The organism is Sphingomonas phyllosphaerae (genome assembly GCF_036946485.1).
Classification (GTDB): domain Bacteria; phylum Pseudomonadota; class Alphaproteobacteria; order Sphingomonadales; family Sphingomonadaceae; genus Sphingomonas; species Sphingomonas phyllosphaerae_E.
In genome coordinates this window covers 579,173-597,318 of record NZ_JAQIJA010000001.1, presented here as the reverse complement: position 1 = coordinate 597,318, position 18,146 = coordinate 579,173, and the positions used below count along the sequence as shown (strand labels likewise).

The following is an 18,146-nucleotide window of genomic DNA, read 5'->3' as shown; positions in this document are numbered from 1 at the left end:
CCGAAATCAACGCGCGGCGGGGATCGCGCCGCCGACCGGCACCACCGCCGAGGTCGCGATCGTCAGCGGCGCAAGCGGCGCCTCGCTCTCGACCGTTACCGGCGCCTTGCCGGCATAGATGAACCCGGCCAGCGGATAGCTGCTCGTGCCCAGATCGCCGATCCCGGCGAACCATACGCGCACTTCGCTCCAGTCACCCGCTGCCGAGACGTCGACCGCGCGAACGTCGCGCTCGATCCCGCCGCGGCGCGACCAATTGGCGTGGGTGAGCAGCACTTCACGGGCGCTGACGATCTTGCTGACCATCGCGACGTGCCCGACCGGCATCGCGCGCGTCGCCTTGAACGCCATCACCGCGCCGACCTCGGGCGCAGTGCCACGGTCGTAGCGGCCCGCCGCCTGCCCCCACCAGGTATTGGCATTGCCGTGGATGTCGATCCCCGAGACTTCACGCGCGAATGGCGCACACTGCAGCGAGCGCGCCTGCGCCGGAGCAATGCCCATCAGGGCGCACGAAACCACCAGCGCAAATCGCGCTGTCCATACCTTGGCGTTCACGGGTGACCCCCCGGTCAACAGGATTGATGACCCTCGGCTAACCAGAAAGATCTGAATGAACAAATGCGGCGGGAACCTTTTCGGATGAACCGAAGATGACTGACGACGAATTGAACGTCGCACCGAAAAGTGCGGCAGCGATGCTGCCCTTGAGTCTTACCCGCAGGTTAAATTCGGCCCTGATCGCCGCTTAACGACGATTCGCCGGGCAACGAAGAGCGGATTTCGGGCATCAAGTACGCGACGAATGCTGTTACCAAACATCACTTTCGAACGACGAGTACCGTTCGATGCTTGCCGACCCGCTTCCCGCGCTCTAATCCAATCCACCTACGTGGAGAGGAAGAGAAGGCCGCTATGGCGCTGGATTCCGACACCTTTGATGCATTGATCGCGACGGTTCGACGCTTCGTCGCCGAACGGCTGCGGCCGCTCGAGGCGCAGGTGGAGGCCGATGACGCCGTGCCGGATGCGATCATTGCCGAGATGCGCGATCTGGGCCTGTTCGGGCTGTCGATCGCACCCGATTACGGTGGTCTCGGCCTGACGATGGACGAGGAAGTACGCGTCGCGATCGAACTCGGGCGCACCACCCCGGCGTTCCGCTCCGCCTTCGGCACCAACGTCGGGATCGGCAGCCAGGGGCTGGTGATCGCCGGCAGCGCCGAACAGAAAGCCGCGTGGCTGCCGCGCATCGCCAGCGGCGCGATCATCACCAGCTTCGCGCTCACCGAACCCGATGTCGGCAGCGATTCGGGCAGCGTCACGACCCGCGCGGTGCGCGACGGCGACGTCTATCGGCTCAGCGGCACCAAACGCTATATCACCAATGCCGACCGCGCCGACCTGTTCACGGTGATGGCACGCACCGGCGAGGAGCAGGGCGGGCGCGGCGTTTCGGCGTTCCTCGTGCCGCGCGACCTACCGGGCGTGACGGTCGGCACCCCCGAGAAGAAGATGGGGCAGAAGGGCGCCAAGGTCGCCGACGTCATGTTCGACGACGTGCCCGTCCCGGTCGCCAACCGGCTGGGTGCGGAGGGCGACGGCTTCCGCATCGCGATGCAGGTGCTCGATCGCGGGCGGTTGCACATCGCCGCGGTGTGCGTCGGGGTCGCCGAGCGGCTGATCGCCGACGCGGTCGGCTATGCCGCCGGTCGCCGCCAGTTCGGCAAGCCGATCGCCGAGCATCAGCTCATCCAGGCGATGATCGCCGATTCGAAGACAGAGGCGCTCGCCGCGCGCGCGCTGGTGCTCGACACCGCCGCGAAGAAGGACGCCGGCGACGACGTGATCCTCGAGAGCGCCGCCGCCAAATATTATGCCAGCGAGATGGTCGGCCGCGTCGCCGATCGCGCGGTGCAGATCCTCGGCGGGGCCGGCTATATCGCCGACTACGGGGTCGAGCGGCTGTACCGCGACGTGCGGCTGTTCCGCATCTACGAAGGCACCAGCCAGATCCAGCAATTGATCATCGCACGCGAGACGCTGAAGCGCGGCGGATAAGGGAGAGGATGCACATGGACATCGGCAAGCTGTTCCGGCTCGACGGCCGCGTCGCGCTGGTCACGGGCGGCAGCCGCGGGATCGGCAGGATGATCGCCGCCGGCTTCGTCGCGCAGGGCGCGCGCGTCTACGTCTCGAGCCGCAAGGCCGATGCCTGCGCCGAAACCGCCGCGGAACTTGGCGAAAATTGCATCGCGCTTCCGCAGGATATCGCGACCGTCGATGGCTGTCGCGCGCTCGCCGCCGCGTTGGCGGAACGCGAGGACAAACTCGACATCCTCGTCAACAATGCCGGCGCGGCCTGGGGCGTCGCCTTCGAGGAGTTCCCGGAGGCTGGCTGGGACAAGGTCATGGACCTCAACGTCAAGTCACCGTTCTTCCTGACGCAGGCGCTCCACCCGCTGCTCAAGGCCGGCGCAAGCGCGCACCGTCCCGCCAAGGTCATCAACATCACCTCGATCGACGGGCTGCGGCTCAACCCGTGGGAGACGTACAGCTATCACGCCTCGAAATCGGCGCTGATCTATCTGACCAAGCGACTGGCGGCGCGGCTGATCCGCGACGGCATCAACGTCACGTCGATCGCCCCCGGCGCGTTCGCCAGCGAGATGAACCGCGCCGCGCGCGACCATGGCGAGGCGGTGGCCAAGGCAATCCCGGCGCGCCGCATCGGCACCGACGAGGATATGGCCGGCACCGCCATCTATCTCGCCAGCCGTGCGGGCGACTATGTCGTCGGCGAGACGATCGCGGTCGACGGCGGCCTCGTCCATGCCGCGCTGGGCGGCAGCATCGACGGCTAGGCGGCCCTCCCCGTCATCCCGGACTTGATCCGGGATCCCGCTTCCTGTGTCCGTCGCAAAAACGAACGCTCTCGCCCGTCATTGCGAGCGAAGCGAAGCAATCCAGAGCCGGACCAGGACGCCCTGGATTGCTTCGCTACGCTCGAAATGACGAACCAGTCCCACCCCACCCACGGGAACGGCCGCGTAACGCGGTCCGTTGGTCAGCGTAGAGGAGACGATCCGATGACCGACGACGCGATCCGCCCTACCACCGAGACCAAACGCCCCAACCTGTCGACCGAACACCAGCAGGACGGCGACGCGCGCCGCCCCTCCGACCAGCTCGACAAGGGTCAGCCCAGCGAAGAGACGATCCCGCGCAAATCATCGCTGCTCGGCGACGACTGACCTCTTCGATGGTAAGTGGGGAGCTTCTGTTGCCCGGTGCTCCCCGTACCGCTGGAATCCCCTTCTGTTGCCCGGTGGGGTCCAACCGCGCTATTTTGGTGTAACGTCAGGCCGTTAGGCCATCAGTTACGCCGCAATCGCGAGTGCTTCGTTATCGTTGGCACTTGTGTAATGGGCCGTTGCGGTGGTCCCATTCCGAGCGAAAACAGCGCCTTTCAACACACGTCGATCCTGGTTCGGCCCCGTCAGAAACGGTGTCCAGAACACCACCACTTATGGTGGAGCCGCCGGGTACTGCCCCCGGGTCCGCTGCGTCTATTCTACGCCGCAGTTTATCGCCATAGCCGGGTAGAACCCGACGCCACGCGATATAGGGCGTTCGAAGCGTTTGGAAAAGAGCCGATCGGCCATTTGCCCGCCACAATATCCCTGTATATAGTGGGTCATGCTTACCCAGCGCTCCCGTTATGCCCTGCGTTCGATGCTGTTCCTGGCCACCGCGCCGGCCGGGGCACCGCCGACGCCCATGACGCGCATCGCGGCGGAGGCGAATGTTCCGCGCAAATTCCTGGAGTTGATCCTCGCCGACCTGCGCGACGCCGGGCTGCTGCACAGCTATCGCGGCAAGATGGGCGGTTATGTCCTGTCGCGTCCCGCGCATCTGATCTCGCTGGGCGAGGTGATCCGCGTGATTGAGGGGCCGCTCGCGCTCGTCCCCTGCGTCAGCCGCACCGCCTATCGCCCGTGCAAGGATTGCAAGAGCGAGGCCGAGTGCGCGATTCGGCTGGCGATGATGCGCGTGCGTGACGAAACCGCGCGCATCCTCGACGGCACCAGCCTCGCCGATGCAACCGCGGAGAAGCTCGCCGCAGCGTGAAGTGATGGACGCTGCCGCGCGGGTTTTCTAACCCGGTGCGATGACCGATGCGCCGCTGCCCGACAACGACACTGCCGCCGCTGCCGAATTGGCGCGGCTGGCTACCGAGATCGCCTACCACAACCAGCGTTATCATGCCGAGGACGCGCCCGAGATCAGCGACGCCGCTTACGACGCGCTGGTCCGGCGCAACCACGCGATCGAACAGGCTTTTCCGGCGCTGGTCCGCAACGACTCGCCGAGCCGGCAGGTCGGCGCTGCCCCCGCCGCGCATCTCGCCAAGGTCGCGCACGCCCGCGCGATGATGAGCCTCGACAATGCCTTCTCCGACGAAGAGGTTATGGAGTTCGTCGCGCGCGTCCGCCGCTTCCTGCGGCTCGGTGGCGAAGAGCCGGTTGCGTTGACCGCCGAGCCCAAGATCGACGGCCTGTCCTGCTCGCTCCGCTACGAGGACCGCCGCCTGGTGCAGGCGCTGACCCGCGGCGACGGCGCGGTCGGCGAGGATGTGACCGCCAATGTCCGCACGATCGCCGACATCCCCGCGACCCTCCCCGCCGCCGCGCCCGACGTGTTCGAGGTGCGCGGCGAGGTCTATATGGAGAAAGCGGCGTTCGCGGCGCTCAACCGCCGGCTCGCCGAAGAAGCCGCAGCCGCCGGCAAGGAGGCGCGCCAATTCGCCAACCCGCGTAACGCCGCGGCCGGCTCGCTGCGCCAGAAGGATCCGGAGGTCACACGCGCCCGCCCGCTCCGCTTCCTCGCGCACGGCTGGGGCGAGGCGAGCGCGATCCCCGGTGACACGCAGGCGGCGGTCGTCGCAGCGCTGCGCGACTGGCGCTTCCCGATCGCCGACGCCTTCGCGCGCTGCGACGATGCGGCGGGCGCGCTCGCGGTGTATCGCGCGATTGAGGCACAGCGCGCCGATCTGCCCTTCGACATCGACGGCGTCGTCTATAAGCTCGACCGCCTCGACTGGCAGGAGCGGCTGGGCAGCGTCGGCCGCGCGCCGCGCTGGGCGATCGCGCACAAATTTCCCGCCGAACAGGCGCAGACCACGCTGGAGCGGATCGACATCCAGGTCGGCCGCACTGGCAAGCTTACCCCGGTCGCGCGGCTGACGCCGGTCACCGTCGGCGGCGTGGTCGTCACCAACGCCACGCTCCACAACCGCGACGAAATCGCGCGGCTCGATGCACGCGAGGGCGACCGCGTGATCCTGCAACGCGCCGGCGACGTCATCCCGCAGATCGTCGCGGTGCTCCCGCGCACCGCCGAGCTGCCGCCGTTCGCCTTTCCCGATCACTGCCCGATCTGCCACAGCGAGGCGGTCGCCGAAGAGGGTGAGGTCGACGTGCGCTGCACCGGCGGGCTGGTCTGCCCGGCACAGCGGCTCGAACGGCTCAAGCATTTCGTCAGCCGCGGCGCGCTCGACATCGACGGGCTGGGCGAGAAGACGCTGGTCGAACTGCTCGACCTCGGCTGGATCACGGAGCCCGCCGACATCTTCCGCCTCGCCACGCACCGCGACGAACTGGTCGGACGCGAGGGTTGGCAGGCGCGCTCGGTCGACGCGCTACTCGACGCGATCGAGGCGCGCCGCGCACCCGATGCGGCGCGGCTGCTGTTCGGGCTCGGCATCCGCCACGTCGGGATTGTCACCGCGCGTGATTTGCTCAAGCGTTATGTCACTCTCGACGCGCTCGCCGACAAGGCGCACGAGGTTATTTTGCTTCGCGATACGTTACCGGCGGTGCTCGGCGAGACACCGGAGCGGCACCGCACCCGCCTCGACAAGGCGATTTCCGAGCTGATCGGGGTCGAAAATGTCGGCGCAGCCGTCGGCCACGCCCTTGCGGACTTCTTCCACGAGCCGCACAACCAGACCGTATGGGACGATCTGCTCGCGCAGGTGTCCCCGCCACCGTTCGTGGTCGAGACGCGCGGGTCGGAAGTGACGGGCAAGACAGTGGTCTTCACCGGCAAGCTCGAAACGCTCAGCCGCGACGAGGCGAAGGCACAGGCCGAACGCCTCGGCGCGCATGTCGCGGGATCGGTGTCGAAGAAGACCGACCTGCTCGTCGCCGGCCCGGGCGCGGGATCGAAGGCGACCAAGGCGGCCGAACTGGGGATCACTGTGATCGACGAAGCCGCGTGGAATGCGATCGTCGCCGGCGCGGGAGAGTAGCGCTGGCCGAAACGTCATCCCCGACCTGATCCGGGATCCCGCTTCTTGCCCCCCGAAAAGAGAAGGGGGCCCCGGATCAAGGTCCGGGGCGACGTTTGCGGTAGGCGGATCGCACCATCACGGAAGCCGATGGCCCCCTGCCTCAGTCCTCACCGTCATTGCGAGCGTAGCGAAGAAATCCAGGGCCGGACCCGGACGCCCTGGACTGCTTCGCTACGCTCGCAATGACGCCCCACACAACGCCACGGCACCAAAAAGAGGCGACCCGCAGGCCGCCTCTCTTTCCACCTTACCAGGACCTAAGCATCACGCCCCGGCCGGCGACGGATTCCCGAAAGGCCCCGACGGACGCTTGGTCTTCGGGATGGACGTTCCGACCGAGGGGACCGACGGCGTCTTCGGCCCCTGATCGCGGCGGTCGAGTTCCTCGCCCGCGATCAACCGCTTGATCTCGTCGCCGCTCAGCGTCTCATATTCGAGCAGCGCCCCGGCCAGCGTGTGGAGCTGGTCGAGATGCTCGGTCAGCACCTGCTTGGCGCGGTGCAGCCCGCCCTCCACGATCGCCTTGATCTCGTCGTCGATCAGCTGCGCGGTGGCGTTCGACATCCGCACCGGCTGGCTCGACGAATAGCCGAGGAAGCTCTCGCCTTCGGGCTGCGCATATTCGACCGGACCGACCTTGTCCGACATGCCCCATTTCGTGACCATGTCGCGCGCCAGCCCGGTGGCATACTGGATGTCGCCGCTCGCGCCGCTCGACACCTTGTCATAGCCGAAGATCACTTCCTCGGCGATCCGACCGCCCATCGCCACCGCGAGGTTCGCATACATCTTGTCGCGGTGATAGCTGTAGCTGTCCCGCTCCGGCAGCCGCATGACCATGCCCAGCGCGCGACCACGCGGGATGATCGTCGCCTTGTGGATCGGGTCCGACGCCGGCTCGTGCAGCGCGACGATCGCGTGGCCCGCCTCGTGATAGGCGGTCATCCGCTTCTCGTCCTCGGTCATGACCATGGAACGTCGCTCGGCGCCCATCATGACCTTGTCCTTGGCCTCTTCGAACTCGGCGTTCGCAACCAGACGCTTGCCCTTGCGCGCCGCCATCAGCGCCGCCTCGTTGACGAGATTGGCGAGATCGGCACCCGAGAAGCCCGGCGTGCCGCGCGCGATCGTCCGTGCATCGACGTCCGGCGCCAGCGGCACCTTCTTCATATGCACTTCGAGGATCTTGACCCGACCGTCGATGTCCGGCCGCGGCACCACCACCTGCCGGTCGAAGCGCCCCGGACGCAACAGCGCAGGATCGAGCACGTCGGGGCGGTTGGTCGCCGCGACGATGATGATGCCCTCATTGGCCTCGAAGCCGTCCATCTCAACCAGCAACTGGTTGAGCGTCTGCTCGCGCTCGTCATTGCCGTTGCCCAGCCCGGCGCCACGATGACGGCCGACCGCATCGATTTCGTCGATGAAGACGATGCACGGCGCGCTCTTCTTGGCCTGTTCGAACATGTCGCGGACACGGCTCGCGCCGACGCCGACGAACATCTCGACGAAGTCCGAACCCGAGATGGTGAAGAACGGCACGCCCGCCTCGCCCGCGATCGCGCGCGCCAGCAGCGTCTTGCCGGTGCCCGGCGACCCGACCAGCAACGCGCCCTTCGGGATCTTGCCGCCCAGCCGCGCGAACTTCGTCGGATCCTTCAGGAAGTCGACGATCTCGGTCAGCTCGGCGCGCGCCTCGTCGATGCCCGCGACATCGTCGAAGGTGACCTTGCCTTCCTTCTGCGTCAGCATCCGCGCGCGGCTCTTGCCGAAGCCCATTGCGCCGCCCGCACCGCCGCCCTTCTGCATCTGGCGCAGCACGAAGAACGCGATGCCGAGGAACAGCAGGAACGGCAGCGACTGGTACAGCAGCACCATCCACACCGACGGCCCTTCCTCCGGCTTGCCCGCGACCTCGACGCCCGACTTGCGCAGCCGGTCGATCAGCCCCGAGTCCTGCACCGGATAGGTGCGGAACTTGTCGCCGCTGGAGAATGAGCCGGAGATCATGTCGCGGCTGACGTTGACGCTCTTCACCGTGCCTTCGTCGACCTTGTCGAGGAAGGTGGAATACGCGATCGTATTGCCCTGCGCGGTGCTCGTCCGGCCGTCGAACAGCGTCACCACCACCGCGAGCGAGAGCAGCACGCCGACCCAGATCAGCAGGCTCTTCATCCACGGGTTCGGACCGCCCGAACCGCCATTGTCGTTGCCGCCGTTTCCGGGCTGCCTGTCGTTGTCGTTCATCGGCTACCTTTCCGTCGGCTATAATGTAGGCTCGGACAGGTTAATGGCAATGGAACAACGTCGGTCAGAGTGATCGACGCGGCGGTGCTGTAGAAAAGATCCAGCCGGTCGGGCGGCTGCGCACCAGAATTCCGCCCTGCGTCGCGCTTCGCCCCGCCTCCAGCGCGTCGAGCAGCGCCTCGACATTGGCCGAGTCGCCCGCGAACGGCGGCAGCACCACCCCGAGTCGCGCGCGCGAGTCCGTCAGTGCGCGTCGCACCAGCCGGCGGCGAAGATCGCGCGGCGCATCGGCGATCGGAAAGCCCCGATCCGGTCCCTGCCATCGCTCGGACCACATCAGGTCGGCCTGGCGCGCCAGCACGTCCTCCGCCTCGGCGAGATACCCCGCCGATGCCGCCAGCGCGACCGGGTCCAGCGCCGGTGTGGCGGCGAGCAGCGCGCGGATCCGCGTCCGGTCGTGCCGATGGTCGAGGTTCGACGGATCGTCGGCGAAGGGCGTCGCGCTTTCCTCGGCGATCGCCCTCAATTCGGCGCGTCGCCAGCCGAGCAACGGACGCAACACGACGCCGAAGTCGTCGAAGCGCACCGCGCGGATCGCCGAGAGCCCCGACAGCCCACAGCCGCGCTGCAGCCGCATCAGCAATGTCTCGGCCTGATCGTCGGCATGATGCGCGGTCAGCAGGAACGACACGTCTTTCGCACGCGCCCATTCGCCCAGCGCCGCGTACCGCGCCTCCCGCGCCCGCATCTGCTTGCTATTGCCGGTGATCGGCTCGGACGGGGCAAGACTATAATGCGGCACGTCAAGTGCGGCGCAGACCCGCCCGACCATCGCCGCCTCTTCTGCCGATCCCGGGCGCAGCCGATGATCGAAGGTCGCGGCGACGATCCGCCCCGGAAAGGCTGCCACGCCTAAGCGGAGCATCGCCATACTGTCCGCCCCGCCCGATACCCCGAGCGCCAGCCGCCCCGATCCCGTCAGGGTCGCGCCATCCAGCGCGCGCGACACCAGCCGCTCGACATCGCCCCGAAACCGCGCAACCGCCGCCCCGGGCAGCGGGCGCAGCATCACCTCACTTGCACTTGGCGGCGGTGCGGGCTTTGGCGACATCGGCCTTCATCTTGGCGGAGATGGTCGCGCCGTAAACGTCGGTCAGCTCGCCATAAACCTTGCAGGCGTCGGCCGCCTTGTCGAGCTTCACCAGCGCGCTGCCGAGATAATAGAGGCTGTCCGGCGCGCGCTCACCATCCGGGAACTTCTTGTAATTGTCATAGAAAGCGATCGAGGCGAGGCTCGGCTTGCCGTCATCGAGATAGGCGCGCCCGATCAGATTCTGCGCATAGCTGGCACGACGGGATTTGGGATAATCGGCGACGACTTTCTTGAGCGCCGTCACCGCCTCGCCATAACGCTTCGCCTCCCACAGCCGATAGCCGTAGAGATAGCCGTCCTCGGCCGCATCACCCGTGCTCGGCTTGGTGACCCCGGCGGTGCTGGCGGGCTTGTCGGCCGGCGCAGGTGCCTCGGGCACGGTGACGTCGGGGCCGCCGACCGGCGCAACCGGGGTCGCTACCGGTGGCGCGGCGAGCTTGGCGTCGGTCGCCTTGCGATAGTCCGCGAACTGCCCTTCCAACTGGCGCAGCCGATATTCGTTCTGCTCGATCTGCCCGGTCATCGACGCCAGTTGCTGCTCAAGCGACGTAACGCGCGCGGTCAGGTCGGTGATCGCGCCCGAGGCGGGCATGCCCGCGGCCTCGACCGACGACGGCGCGCTCGGCGCGATCTGCGGCTCGACCATCATGCCCGCGCCGCCCGGGAACACCTTGCGCTGTACCGCGCGCATCTCGCTTTCGAGCTTGTCGACGCGCGCCTCGACCGGCGCGTCGCGCTGTGCGAGCGCCGGGCTGGCAAGAGTGAGGGCGATCGCAGCACCCGCTAGAAACTTGGTCATCTTCTCGTCCCCCGATGCATCGGCACCGGATAATGTTCTGGAATATCACTGCTGTCGCCAACCTTAAGCGGGCGGCAGGATCGCGTCATTCACCGTTGTTCTGGAAAGCGGGCGGTACCGCCGAGCCGCTGGCGGCCGCGGACGGGCTTGCGCCGGCCGACGGAGGCGCCGCAGGGGCGGGCGCGCCGGCAAAGCGTGCCGCCAGCGCCTCGGCGCTGACGCCGACGTCCTTCATCGCCCGCTTGCCGTCGCCCAGCGGCGGCAACGCGCGACCATCGACCGTTACCTGCAACTGGTCGGGACGCCCGATGTTGAGCATCGGACGGTCGGTGCCTGCGGGCACTTCGAAGGTCTGGCCGGGCTGCAACGTGCCGGTGAACAGCGTCTTGTTCGCGCCGTCGTAGACGCGCATCCATACCTCGTTCTTCGCGGTCAGCACCACCTTGCCGGTCGCGGGTGTCGGGCTGGGCGGCGGAACCGGCGCGCTGCGCGCCACGGTCGTCGGGCTCGCTGCGGCTTCTGGTGACTCCTGCGTGCCGCGGAACATGCCGGTGGACAGCCACAGCACGCCGAGGATCAACACCGCCAGCGCGACCCCCGCCGCGACGATCACCGTCCCGCGCGACGGCCCGCGCGACGGGTCGGCGATCTCCTCGATATGATGCTGTCGCATCGGCATCGCGCCACGCGCCAGTTCACCGCGGATGCCGCGCCCGATCTCGGCCTGGTCGAGCCCGACCGCGCGGGCATAAGCGCGCGCAAATCCCGAGGCATAAGTCGGCGAAGGCAGCAGATCGAGCCGGTCGTCCTCCAGCGCCTCCAGGAAGCGCTGCGTCACACGGGTCCGCGCCGCCACCTCGGCCACCGACAGCCCCTGCGCCTCGCGAGCGGCGCGCAGACGGGCACCGACCGTGCCGGGCTGCGGAGCGCCGCTCGGCGACGTCGCCTGCGCCGGATGCTCGCCTTCGCTCATTCCTGTCTCCGACCCCTGCGTTTACCGCGATGCGTCACCATCGTCTTTCAAAGCGTCACGGACGTGTCAACACGCCGCACCGTCAGACGCTGACTCGATTCGTCGGATCGCTACGCCAATTCGACCCCCTGCTCCGCCGCCCAGCGCGCCAGCGCCCCGCGCAGATCGCGTGGCGGATGCGACAGCAGTTCCTCCATGAACGCGATCAGCGCGCCGCGATCGAGCGAGCGGATCATCGCCTTGACCGGTCCCACCGCCGCCGGGGTAATCGACAGCCGGTCGATACCGATCCCGATCAAGGCCATCGCCTCAAGCGGGCGGCCGCCCATTTCGCCGCAGACGCCGACCGGCACCCCCGCCTGCGCCGCCGGCACCGCGACGCGGCGCAGGAAGCGGAGGATCGAGGTCGACAGCCAGTCGTACCGCTCGGCCAACTTGGGATTGGCGCGGTCGGCGGCGAACAGGAATTGCGTCAGATCGTTGGTGCCGATCGACAGGAAATCGATCGACGGCAGCAACAGATCGAGCTGGTACGCCAGCGCCGGCACCTCCAGCATCGCGCCGTAGCGGACCTCCAGTGGCAGCCGCTTGCCGCGCGACGCCAGGAAATCGCGCTGCTTCTCGAACAGGGCGCGTGCCTCGTCGAACTCCCACGCCTCCGACACCATCGGGAACATGACGTTGAGCGTCCGCCCCGCCGCCGCCTCCAGCAACGCGCGCGCCTGCGCCTTCATCAGCCCGTCGCGCTCGAGCGCGAGCCGCAGCGCCCGCCAACCCATCGCCGGATTTTCCTCATCCTCGGCATGGATCAGGTACGGCAATGCCTTGTCGCCGCCGATGTCGACGGTGCGGAAGATCACCGGGCGCGCGCCCGCGGCATCCAGCACCTCGCGGTACAGCCGCTGCTGGCGCTCGCGCTGCGGCAGCGTCGCGGAGACAAGGAACTGGAATTCGGTGCGGAACAGCCCGATCCCGTCCGCACCGGTCACGTCGAGCGCCGCGACATCGTCGCGCAGCCCGGCGTTGACCATGATCGTCAGCCGGTAGCCGTCCTTCGTCTCCGGCGCGACGTCGCGCAGCGCGGCATAGGCGGCCTTGCGCTTCTGCCGCGCCGCCAGCTTGGCCTCGAACGCCTCTTCCATCGCGCCGGTCGGGCGAACGGTCAGCGTCCCTTCGGTCACGTCGAGCAACAGCAGGTCGCCCTCGGCGATCAGCCGCCGCACGTCCCGCACGCGACCCAGCACCGGCACGCCCATCGCGCGCGCGACGATCGTGACGTGCGCGGTCAACGACCCCTCTTCCAGCACCACGCCCTTCAGGCGGCGGCGATCATATTCCAGCAATTCCGCAGGGCCGAGGTTGCGCGCGATCAGGATCGTGTCCTGCCGCAGCCCCATCTGCGCGGCGGTCCCCATCTGGCCCGACACGATCCGCAACAGCCGGTTCGACAGATCCTCCAGATCGTGCATCCGGTCGGCGAGCAATGGATCGTCGATCTCGCGCATCCGCTGGCGGGTGCGCTGCTGGACGCGCTCGATCGCCGCCTCGGCGGTCAGCCCGCTGTCGATCGCCTCGTTGATGCGCCGTGCCCAGCCCTCGTCATAGGCGAACATCTTGTAGGTGGCGATCACCTCCTGATGCTCGTCGCCGACGCCGAACTCCGCCTCGCGTGCGATCCGGTCGATCTGCTCGCGCATCTTGTCGAACGCGGCATAGACGCGGTGGCGCTCGGCCTCGGTGTCCTCCGCCACGGTGTGCTCGATATGGATGCGCGGCTGGTGGAAGACCGCACAGCCGACCGCCATGCCGTCGACCAGCTTCTGGCCGGGGATCCGGGTCGAGGCGGTGCTCTGCGGCCGGTCGCGCGGGCTCGCCTGATCGATCAGCCCGGCATTGGCGATCAACTCGCTCAGCACCATCGCCACCGTCTGCAACGCCTCGATCTCGACATCCTCGTAGCGGCGCGGGTCGGCATGCTGCACCGCCAGCACCCCGACCGCGCGCTCGCGCCGGATGATCGGCACGCCTGCAAAGCTGTGGTAGCGATCCTCGCCGGTTTCGGGCTTGTACGCGAAGTCTGGATGGCTGGCGGCCTCGTCGAGGTTGAGCACCTCGTTATGCTGCGCGATCGTGCCCACCAGCCCCTCGCCCATCGCCAGCTTGGTGACGTGCACCGCCGCCGGATCGAGCCCGCGCGTCGCGAACAGCTCCAGCACGCCCTCGCGCAGCAGATAGATCGAGCAGACCTCGCTATCGAGCGCCTCGCCGATGATCTCGACCACCGAGTTGAGCTTGGCCTGCGCGTTCGAGCGCGCGGCCATCACGTCGTGCAGATTGACCAGGATTTCGCGGGCGGAGCGGGCGGCGGACACGGGCATGGACGTGTGGCTATCAGACCTGTGGCTTGGGTGCCACGCAGCAATTTTCTTTTATGCAAGCAGCCTTTGGTGAACCAAGTCGCAAAGATCCGCTTGCCGTTCAACACGTTGAGGAACATTCTCCACTGGCGCTGTCAGGGAGATGCGCCATGTTCCAACGGCATGTGATCTCGCGGATAATCGCCGCCCTGCTCGCGGCATCGACGTCCACCGCGGCGAATGCGGCAATCGTTATCGTCCGGTACACCGGCATCACCTCCACCGCAGAGGGTGCCTATGTCCGCGAACAGGATTTCCTCAAGGGAACCACGACCTACACTCGCGGGCCGGTCTACGACGATCAGGTGAGCGGCAGCTTCACGATCGATACCAGCAAATTGCCCGCGTTCGACCCTTACGAATATTCGTTCGGCCAATATGTCTATCAGACCGAGGCACCCGTGCCCGGCTTCGTCGGCAGCACCTTCGCCTCGTCGGGCAACCCCGCCGCGCCGACAACGGCCGGCGACTCGTTGCTGTCGTTTCCGGTTTCCGGCCCGAATTACGGGATGCTGATGGCCAGCAAGCGCACCGACACCGTCGTCGCCGATGCGATCGACCGCGGCGACGGCACCTCCGCGGTCCATCGCGAGATCGGCAGCGACACCTTTGCCAACGCCTTGTTCTGGGACAATGATCTGCCGCTGCTGCAGATCGACGGCGTGTCGGTTCCCGATTTCGGCAAGATCGTCGGCGGCGCCTTCACCTCCGCCTATATCGCGCATCGCTTCGTCGCCGACGATGTGACGGCGGACTCGCCGGACGGGCAAATACTGAGCCGCAACGTGTCGCGCTGGTCGTCGCACCTCGACCATGCCGGGGGTGCGATCACCAGCATTTCCATGGAAGTCCAGGCGGTGCCCGAACCGTCGACGTGGATGATGCTGATCGCCGGGTTCGGCGCGGTCGGCGTGACGCTGCGTCGCGGATCAACGGCGCAACGACGCGCAGCCTGACCGGTGGCTCAGTCGAACAACCCGTCCTGCGACCCCGCGGGCGGGTTGAGCCCCAGATGCTTCCACCCGCCCGGGTTGAGCACGCGCCCGCGCGCGGTGCGCGCGACCAGCCCGAGCTGGATCAGGTACGGCTCGATCACTTCCTCGATCGTATCGCGCGGCTCGCTCAGCCCGGCCGCCAATGTTTCCACGCCAACCGGTCCGCCACGGTAGATGTCCGCGATCATCGTCAGATAGCGGCGGTCCATCGCGTCGAGCCCGAGCTTGTCGACCTCCAGTCGGTTGAGCGCGCGATCCGCGACGGTCGCGTCAACCACCGCCGCGCCCGCGACATTGGCGAAGTCGCGCACCCGCCGCAGCAGCCGCCCGGCGATCCGCGGCGTCCCGCGCGCGCGCCGCGCGATCTCCATTGCGCCGTCCCGCGCGATGCCGAGGTCGAGCAGCTGCGCCGCCCGCGACACCACGCGTTCCAGTTCCTCGACGGTATAGAATTGCAGCCGTACCGGGATGCCGAACCGGTCGCGCAGCGGCGTGGTCAGCAGGCCCTGCCGCGTCGTCGCCCCCACCAGCGTAAAGCGTGGCAGATCGATCCGTACGCTGCGCGCAGACGGCCCCTCCCCGATCATCAGGTCGAGCGCGCGATCCTCCATCGCCGGATAGAGCACTTCCTCGACCGCCGGTTGCAGCCGGTGGATCTCGTCGATGAACAGCACATCGCCGTCCTCGAGATTGGTGAGCAGCGCCGCCAGATCGCCCGATTTCGCGATGACCGGCCCCGAGGTCGCGCGGAATCCCACCCCCATCTCGCGCGCGACGATCTGCGCCAGCGTCGTCTTGCCGAGCCCCGGCGGACCGAAGAACAGCACATGGTCCAGCGCATCGCCACGCCCCTTCGCCGCTTCGATGAACACGCGCAGGTTCTCGCGCGCGGCCTTCTGCCCGACGAAATCGTCGAGCGTCTTCGGGCGCAGCGCTGCGTCGACGTCCTCGACGCGGCGCGCAGGCGAGATCAGGCGATCGTCTTCGGTCACGCTTCGTTCCGTAGCGAAGCCGGCGGCGGGGGCAAGTCCCCGCGCGACCGCCGCGTCAGGCCAGCCGGTCGACGATCTGCCCGGACTGACCGACGCTCGGCCGCCCGCCATAGGTCACCGTTCCGGCGGCCATGCTGGTGCGCAGCTTCTCCATGACGCGATCGAACTGATCGAGCTGCTCGCTGGCAGTGCGGATCAGGCTGCCGGTCGATTCGGCGGCCGGCTCCTTCGGCGCGGGCGTCGGGGGGGCCGCCTGGACGATCGGCGCCGTCTGCGCGCGCGCAACCGGCATCGGCCTCACGCTCGGCAAAGGGCTGGCAATCGGCGACAAGCTGGTCACGTCCACGTTCCTTGGGCAGCAGTCCCTTGCTGCCGTTCGGGCACGTCATAACCACCCGAACCTTGCACAAAGATTGAGCGGCCGAAACAATCCGCAACATGTGCGGAAATAATTGGCGCCCCGGTGCTCAGCGGGTGGCGTTATAGCGCAGTTGATCCTGCGTGAGCTGGAAACCGACCAGCGCCTCGAACGTCGCGGAGGCGACGGCCTGACGCACCTTGGGATCGGCAAGCGGATCGACCGCCGCATCCTCGTCGCCCGCCTTGCGGCGACGCGTGAGCCGGTCACGCACTTCCTGCGGCAGCGTCGCGGCGCTTCGCGCCACCGCGCTGCTCGCCTCGGCGCTGGTCGTGGCAAGCCCCTGCCCCGCATCGAAATGCAGACCGACCTGCGAGACGCGCTTGGCAACCACCTGGCTACCACCGCGGGTGACGACGATGAAATAGGGCAAGGTCACGTCGCGCGCGCCTTCGGTGCGGGTGCGCCGCGCCCGCACGTCGAAGGTGACGCGGGTGGTCACGTCAGCACCCTGGTCGTCGCAGGTCGAGCGGACGTTGCTGATCGTCGCGACCACGTCGATCGCGCTGGCGGCGCGGCTGTTCGACGGGTCGAACAACGTCACGTCGCCGGTGCCCGCGGGGACGCCGACCGTCGGGCAGGCGCTGCGGACCGCGGTGATGCCGGCACCGCCGCCGGAGACATCGATCTCCCCGCTCTTCGCGCATCCACCCACGAGCAGGAGGATCAGCGGAGCGGCGATATGGCGAGCGTTCACAAACACAATCCCGGGCAATGGGCACAGATGATACGGCGCCGCGAAACGGCCCCGGGTCGTCGCCAGCATAGGAACCGTCTATCGCCGGAGCAAGCATTCGCGTAGAGCCGCCGCATGGCCGATCCCGTCACCGACCCCGCCGCCACGCCCCGCCGCCCGCTGGAATTGCTGATCGCCGCCCCGCGCGGCTTCTGCGCCGGCGTCGATCGCGCGATCCGCATCGTCGAGCTGGCGATCGAGAAGCACGGTGCACCGGTCTATGTCCGGCATGAGATCGTCCACAACAAGTTCGTGGTCGATTCGCTGAAGGCCAAGGGCGCGGTGTTCGTCGAGGAACTGGACGCGGTGCCCGACGGCGCGCCGGTCGTCTTCTCCGCGCACGGCGTGCCCAAGTCGGTGCCTGCCGAGGCGCAGAACCGCGGACTTGCCTATTTGGACGCGACCTGCCCGCTGGTGTCGAAGGTGCATCGCCAGGCCGAGCGGCTCGTCGAAGCCGGCCGTCACATCCTCTTCATCGGCCACGCCGGCCATCCGGAGGTGATCGGCACCTTCGGGCAGGTGCCCGAAGGCGCGATGTCGCTGGTCGAGACGGTCGAGGACGTCGACACCTTGGTCGTCCCCGATCCGCAAAACCTCTCGTTCCTGACCCAGACGACGCTGTCGGTCGACGATACCGCCGCGATCGTCGCCGCGATCCATCGCCGCTTCCCTGCCATCCAGGCGCCGCGCGGCGAGGACATCTGTTACGCCACCTCCAACCGTCAGGCAGCGGTCAAGGCGATCGCCGACGCCTGCGATGCGGTGCTGGTGATCGGCGCGCCCAATTCGTCGAACTCGCTGCGGCTGGTCGAGGTCGCCGAGCGGCAGGGCATCCGCGCCGCGCTGATCCAGCGCGCCGCCGATCTCGACTGGTCGTTCCTCGACGGCGTCGGTACGCTCGGCATCACCGCCGGCGCCTCCGCGCCCGAATTGCTGGTGCGCGAGCTGGTCGACCGGCTGGCGACCCGCTTCGACGTGACCGAGCGCGAGGAAGAGACGACGCGCGAGACGATCGCGTTCAAGTTGCCGCGCGGGCTCGACGCCGCCGCCTGACGCACGCA

16 protein-coding genes and 1 other RNA gene are annotated in these 18,146 nt (G+C 67.9%); 7 read left to right on the top strand and 10 right to left on the bottom strand.

Going from position 1 to position 18,146, the window contains the following annotated elements; all coding sequences use genetic code 11:
• Window positions 1-6: 6 nt before the first annotated feature.
• Window positions 7-504 carry a CHAP domain-containing protein gene (locus PGN16_RS02665; protein ID WP_335307856.1) on the bottom strand — a complete coding sequence of 166 codons (498 nt, stop codon included), beginning with the start codon at window positions 502-504 and terminating at the stop codon, window positions 7-9.
• 411 nt (window positions 505-915) lie between these two features.
• On the opposite strand from PGN16_RS02665, the gene PGN16_RS02660 reads away from it, so the two are divergent.
• From PGN16_RS02660 to PGN16_RS02650, 3 genes are all read left to right on the top strand, one after another.
• Window positions 916-2,061, top strand: a complete 1,146-nt coding sequence (locus tag PGN16_RS02660) for an acyl-CoA dehydrogenase family protein (protein ID WP_335307855.1) — start codon at window positions 916-918, stop codon at window positions 2,059-2,061.
• Between the two features lie 14 nt (window positions 2,062-2,075).
• The gene (locus PGN16_RS02655) at window positions 2,076-2,864 is read left to right on the top strand and encodes an SDR family oxidoreductase (RefSeq protein WP_335307854.1); all 789 of its coding nucleotides are present in this window, start codon (window positions 2,076-2,078) and stop codon (window positions 2,862-2,864) included.
• Window positions 2,865-3,089: 225 nt separating this feature from the next.
• A complete protein-coding gene (locus tag PGN16_RS02650; RefSeq protein WP_184504532.1) occupies window positions 3,090-3,254 on the top strand; it encodes a hypothetical protein in 165 nt (54 codons plus the stop codon).
• Window positions 3,255-3,307: 53 nt separating this feature from the next.
• On the opposite strand, the gene ssrA is transcribed toward PGN16_RS02650, so the two are convergent.
• Window positions 3,308-3,654: a transfer-messenger RNA gene (gene ssrA / locus PGN16_RS02645) on the bottom strand.
• 45 nt (window positions 3,655-3,699) lie between these two features.
• Between ssrA and PGN16_RS02640 the strand changes: the two genes are divergently transcribed.
• Both PGN16_RS02640 and ligA read left to right on the top strand, forming a co-directional pair.
• A complete protein-coding gene (locus PGN16_RS02640; protein ID WP_028966173.1) occupies window positions 3,700-4,131 on the top strand; it encodes an RrF2 family transcriptional regulator in 432 nt (143 codons plus the stop codon).
• 40 nt (window positions 4,132-4,171) lie between these two features.
• Complete coding sequence (gene ligA, locus PGN16_RS02635; RefSeq protein WP_335307853.1) at window positions 4,172-6,313, top strand: NAD-dependent DNA ligase LigA; 2,142 nt, start codon at window positions 4,172-4,174, stop codon at window positions 6,311-6,313.
• 306 nt (window positions 6,314-6,619) lie between these two features.
• On the opposite strand, the gene ftsH is transcribed toward ligA, so the two are convergent.
• From ftsH to ptsP, 5 genes are all read right to left on the bottom strand, one after another.
• Window positions 6,620-8,602 carry an ATP-dependent zinc metalloprotease FtsH gene (gene ftsH / locus PGN16_RS02630; protein WP_335307852.1) on the bottom strand — a complete coding sequence of 661 codons (1,983 nt, stop codon included), beginning with the start codon at window positions 8,600-8,602 and terminating at the stop codon, window positions 6,620-6,622.
• Window positions 8,603-8,666: 64 nt separating this feature from the next.
• Window positions 8,667-9,713 carry a tRNA lysidine(34) synthetase TilS gene (gene tilS, locus PGN16_RS02625; protein WP_335307851.1) on the bottom strand — a complete coding sequence of 349 codons (1,047 nt, stop codon included), beginning with the start codon at window positions 9,711-9,713 and terminating at the stop codon, window positions 8,667-8,669.
• On the bottom strand, window positions 9,676-10,554 hold the full coding sequence (locus PGN16_RS02620; RefSeq protein WP_335307850.1) for a tetratricopeptide repeat protein: 879 nt from the start codon (window positions 10,552-10,554) through the stop codon (window positions 9,676-9,678). The genes tilS and PGN16_RS02620 overlap by 38 nt, the downstream gene beginning before the upstream one ends.
• A gap of 85 nt (window positions 10,555-10,639) precedes the next feature.
• Window positions 10,640-11,527, bottom strand: coding sequence for a helix-turn-helix domain-containing protein (locus PGN16_RS02615; protein ID WP_335307849.1), 888 nt, complete (start codon window positions 11,525-11,527; stop codon window positions 10,640-10,642).
• Window positions 11,528-11,637: 110 nt separating this feature from the next.
• Window positions 11,638-13,905: a phosphoenolpyruvate--protein phosphotransferase gene (ptsP, locus tag PGN16_RS02610; RefSeq protein ID WP_335307848.1), complete on the bottom strand. Its 2,268-nt coding sequence runs from the start codon at window positions 13,903-13,905 to the stop codon at window positions 11,638-11,640.
• Between the two features lie 149 nt (window positions 13,906-14,054).
• Here ptsP and PGN16_RS02605 point away from each other — a divergent pair, with 149 nt between their 5' ends.
• Window positions 14,055-14,900, top strand: a complete 846-nt coding sequence (locus tag PGN16_RS02605) for a PEPxxWA-CTERM sorting domain-containing protein (RefSeq protein WP_335307847.1) — start codon at window positions 14,055-14,057, stop codon at window positions 14,898-14,900.
• Between the two features lie 8 nt (window positions 14,901-14,908).
• Here the strand turns inward: PGN16_RS02605 and ruvB are convergent, their stop codons facing one another.
• The 3 genes from ruvB to PGN16_RS02590 all read right to left on the bottom strand — a co-directional run bounded on the left by ruvB (window position 14,909) and on the right by PGN16_RS02590 (window position 17,055).
• Complete coding sequence (gene ruvB / locus PGN16_RS02600) at window positions 14,909-15,931, bottom strand: Holliday junction branch migration DNA helicase RuvB (protein WP_335307846.1); 1,023 nt, start codon at window positions 15,929-15,931, stop codon at window positions 14,909-14,911.
• A gap of 55 nt (window positions 15,932-15,986) precedes the next feature.
• Window positions 15,987-16,223, bottom strand: a complete 237-nt coding sequence (locus PGN16_RS02595; protein WP_335307845.1) for a hypothetical protein — start codon at window positions 16,221-16,223, stop codon at window positions 15,987-15,989.
• Window positions 16,224-16,398: 175 nt separating this feature from the next.
• Complete coding sequence (locus PGN16_RS02590) at window positions 16,399-17,055, bottom strand: hypothetical protein (RefSeq protein ID WP_443019579.1); 657 nt, start codon at window positions 17,053-17,055, stop codon at window positions 16,399-16,401.
• A 105-nt stretch (window positions 17,056-17,160) separates the two neighbouring features.
• Here PGN16_RS02590 and ispH point away from each other — a divergent pair, with 105 nt between their 5' ends.
• A complete protein-coding gene (ispH, locus tag PGN16_RS02585) occupies window positions 17,161-18,138 on the top strand; it encodes a 4-hydroxy-3-methylbut-2-enyl diphosphate reductase (protein WP_335307843.1) in 978 nt (325 codons plus the stop codon).
• Window positions 18,139-18,146: the final 8 nt, after the last annotated feature.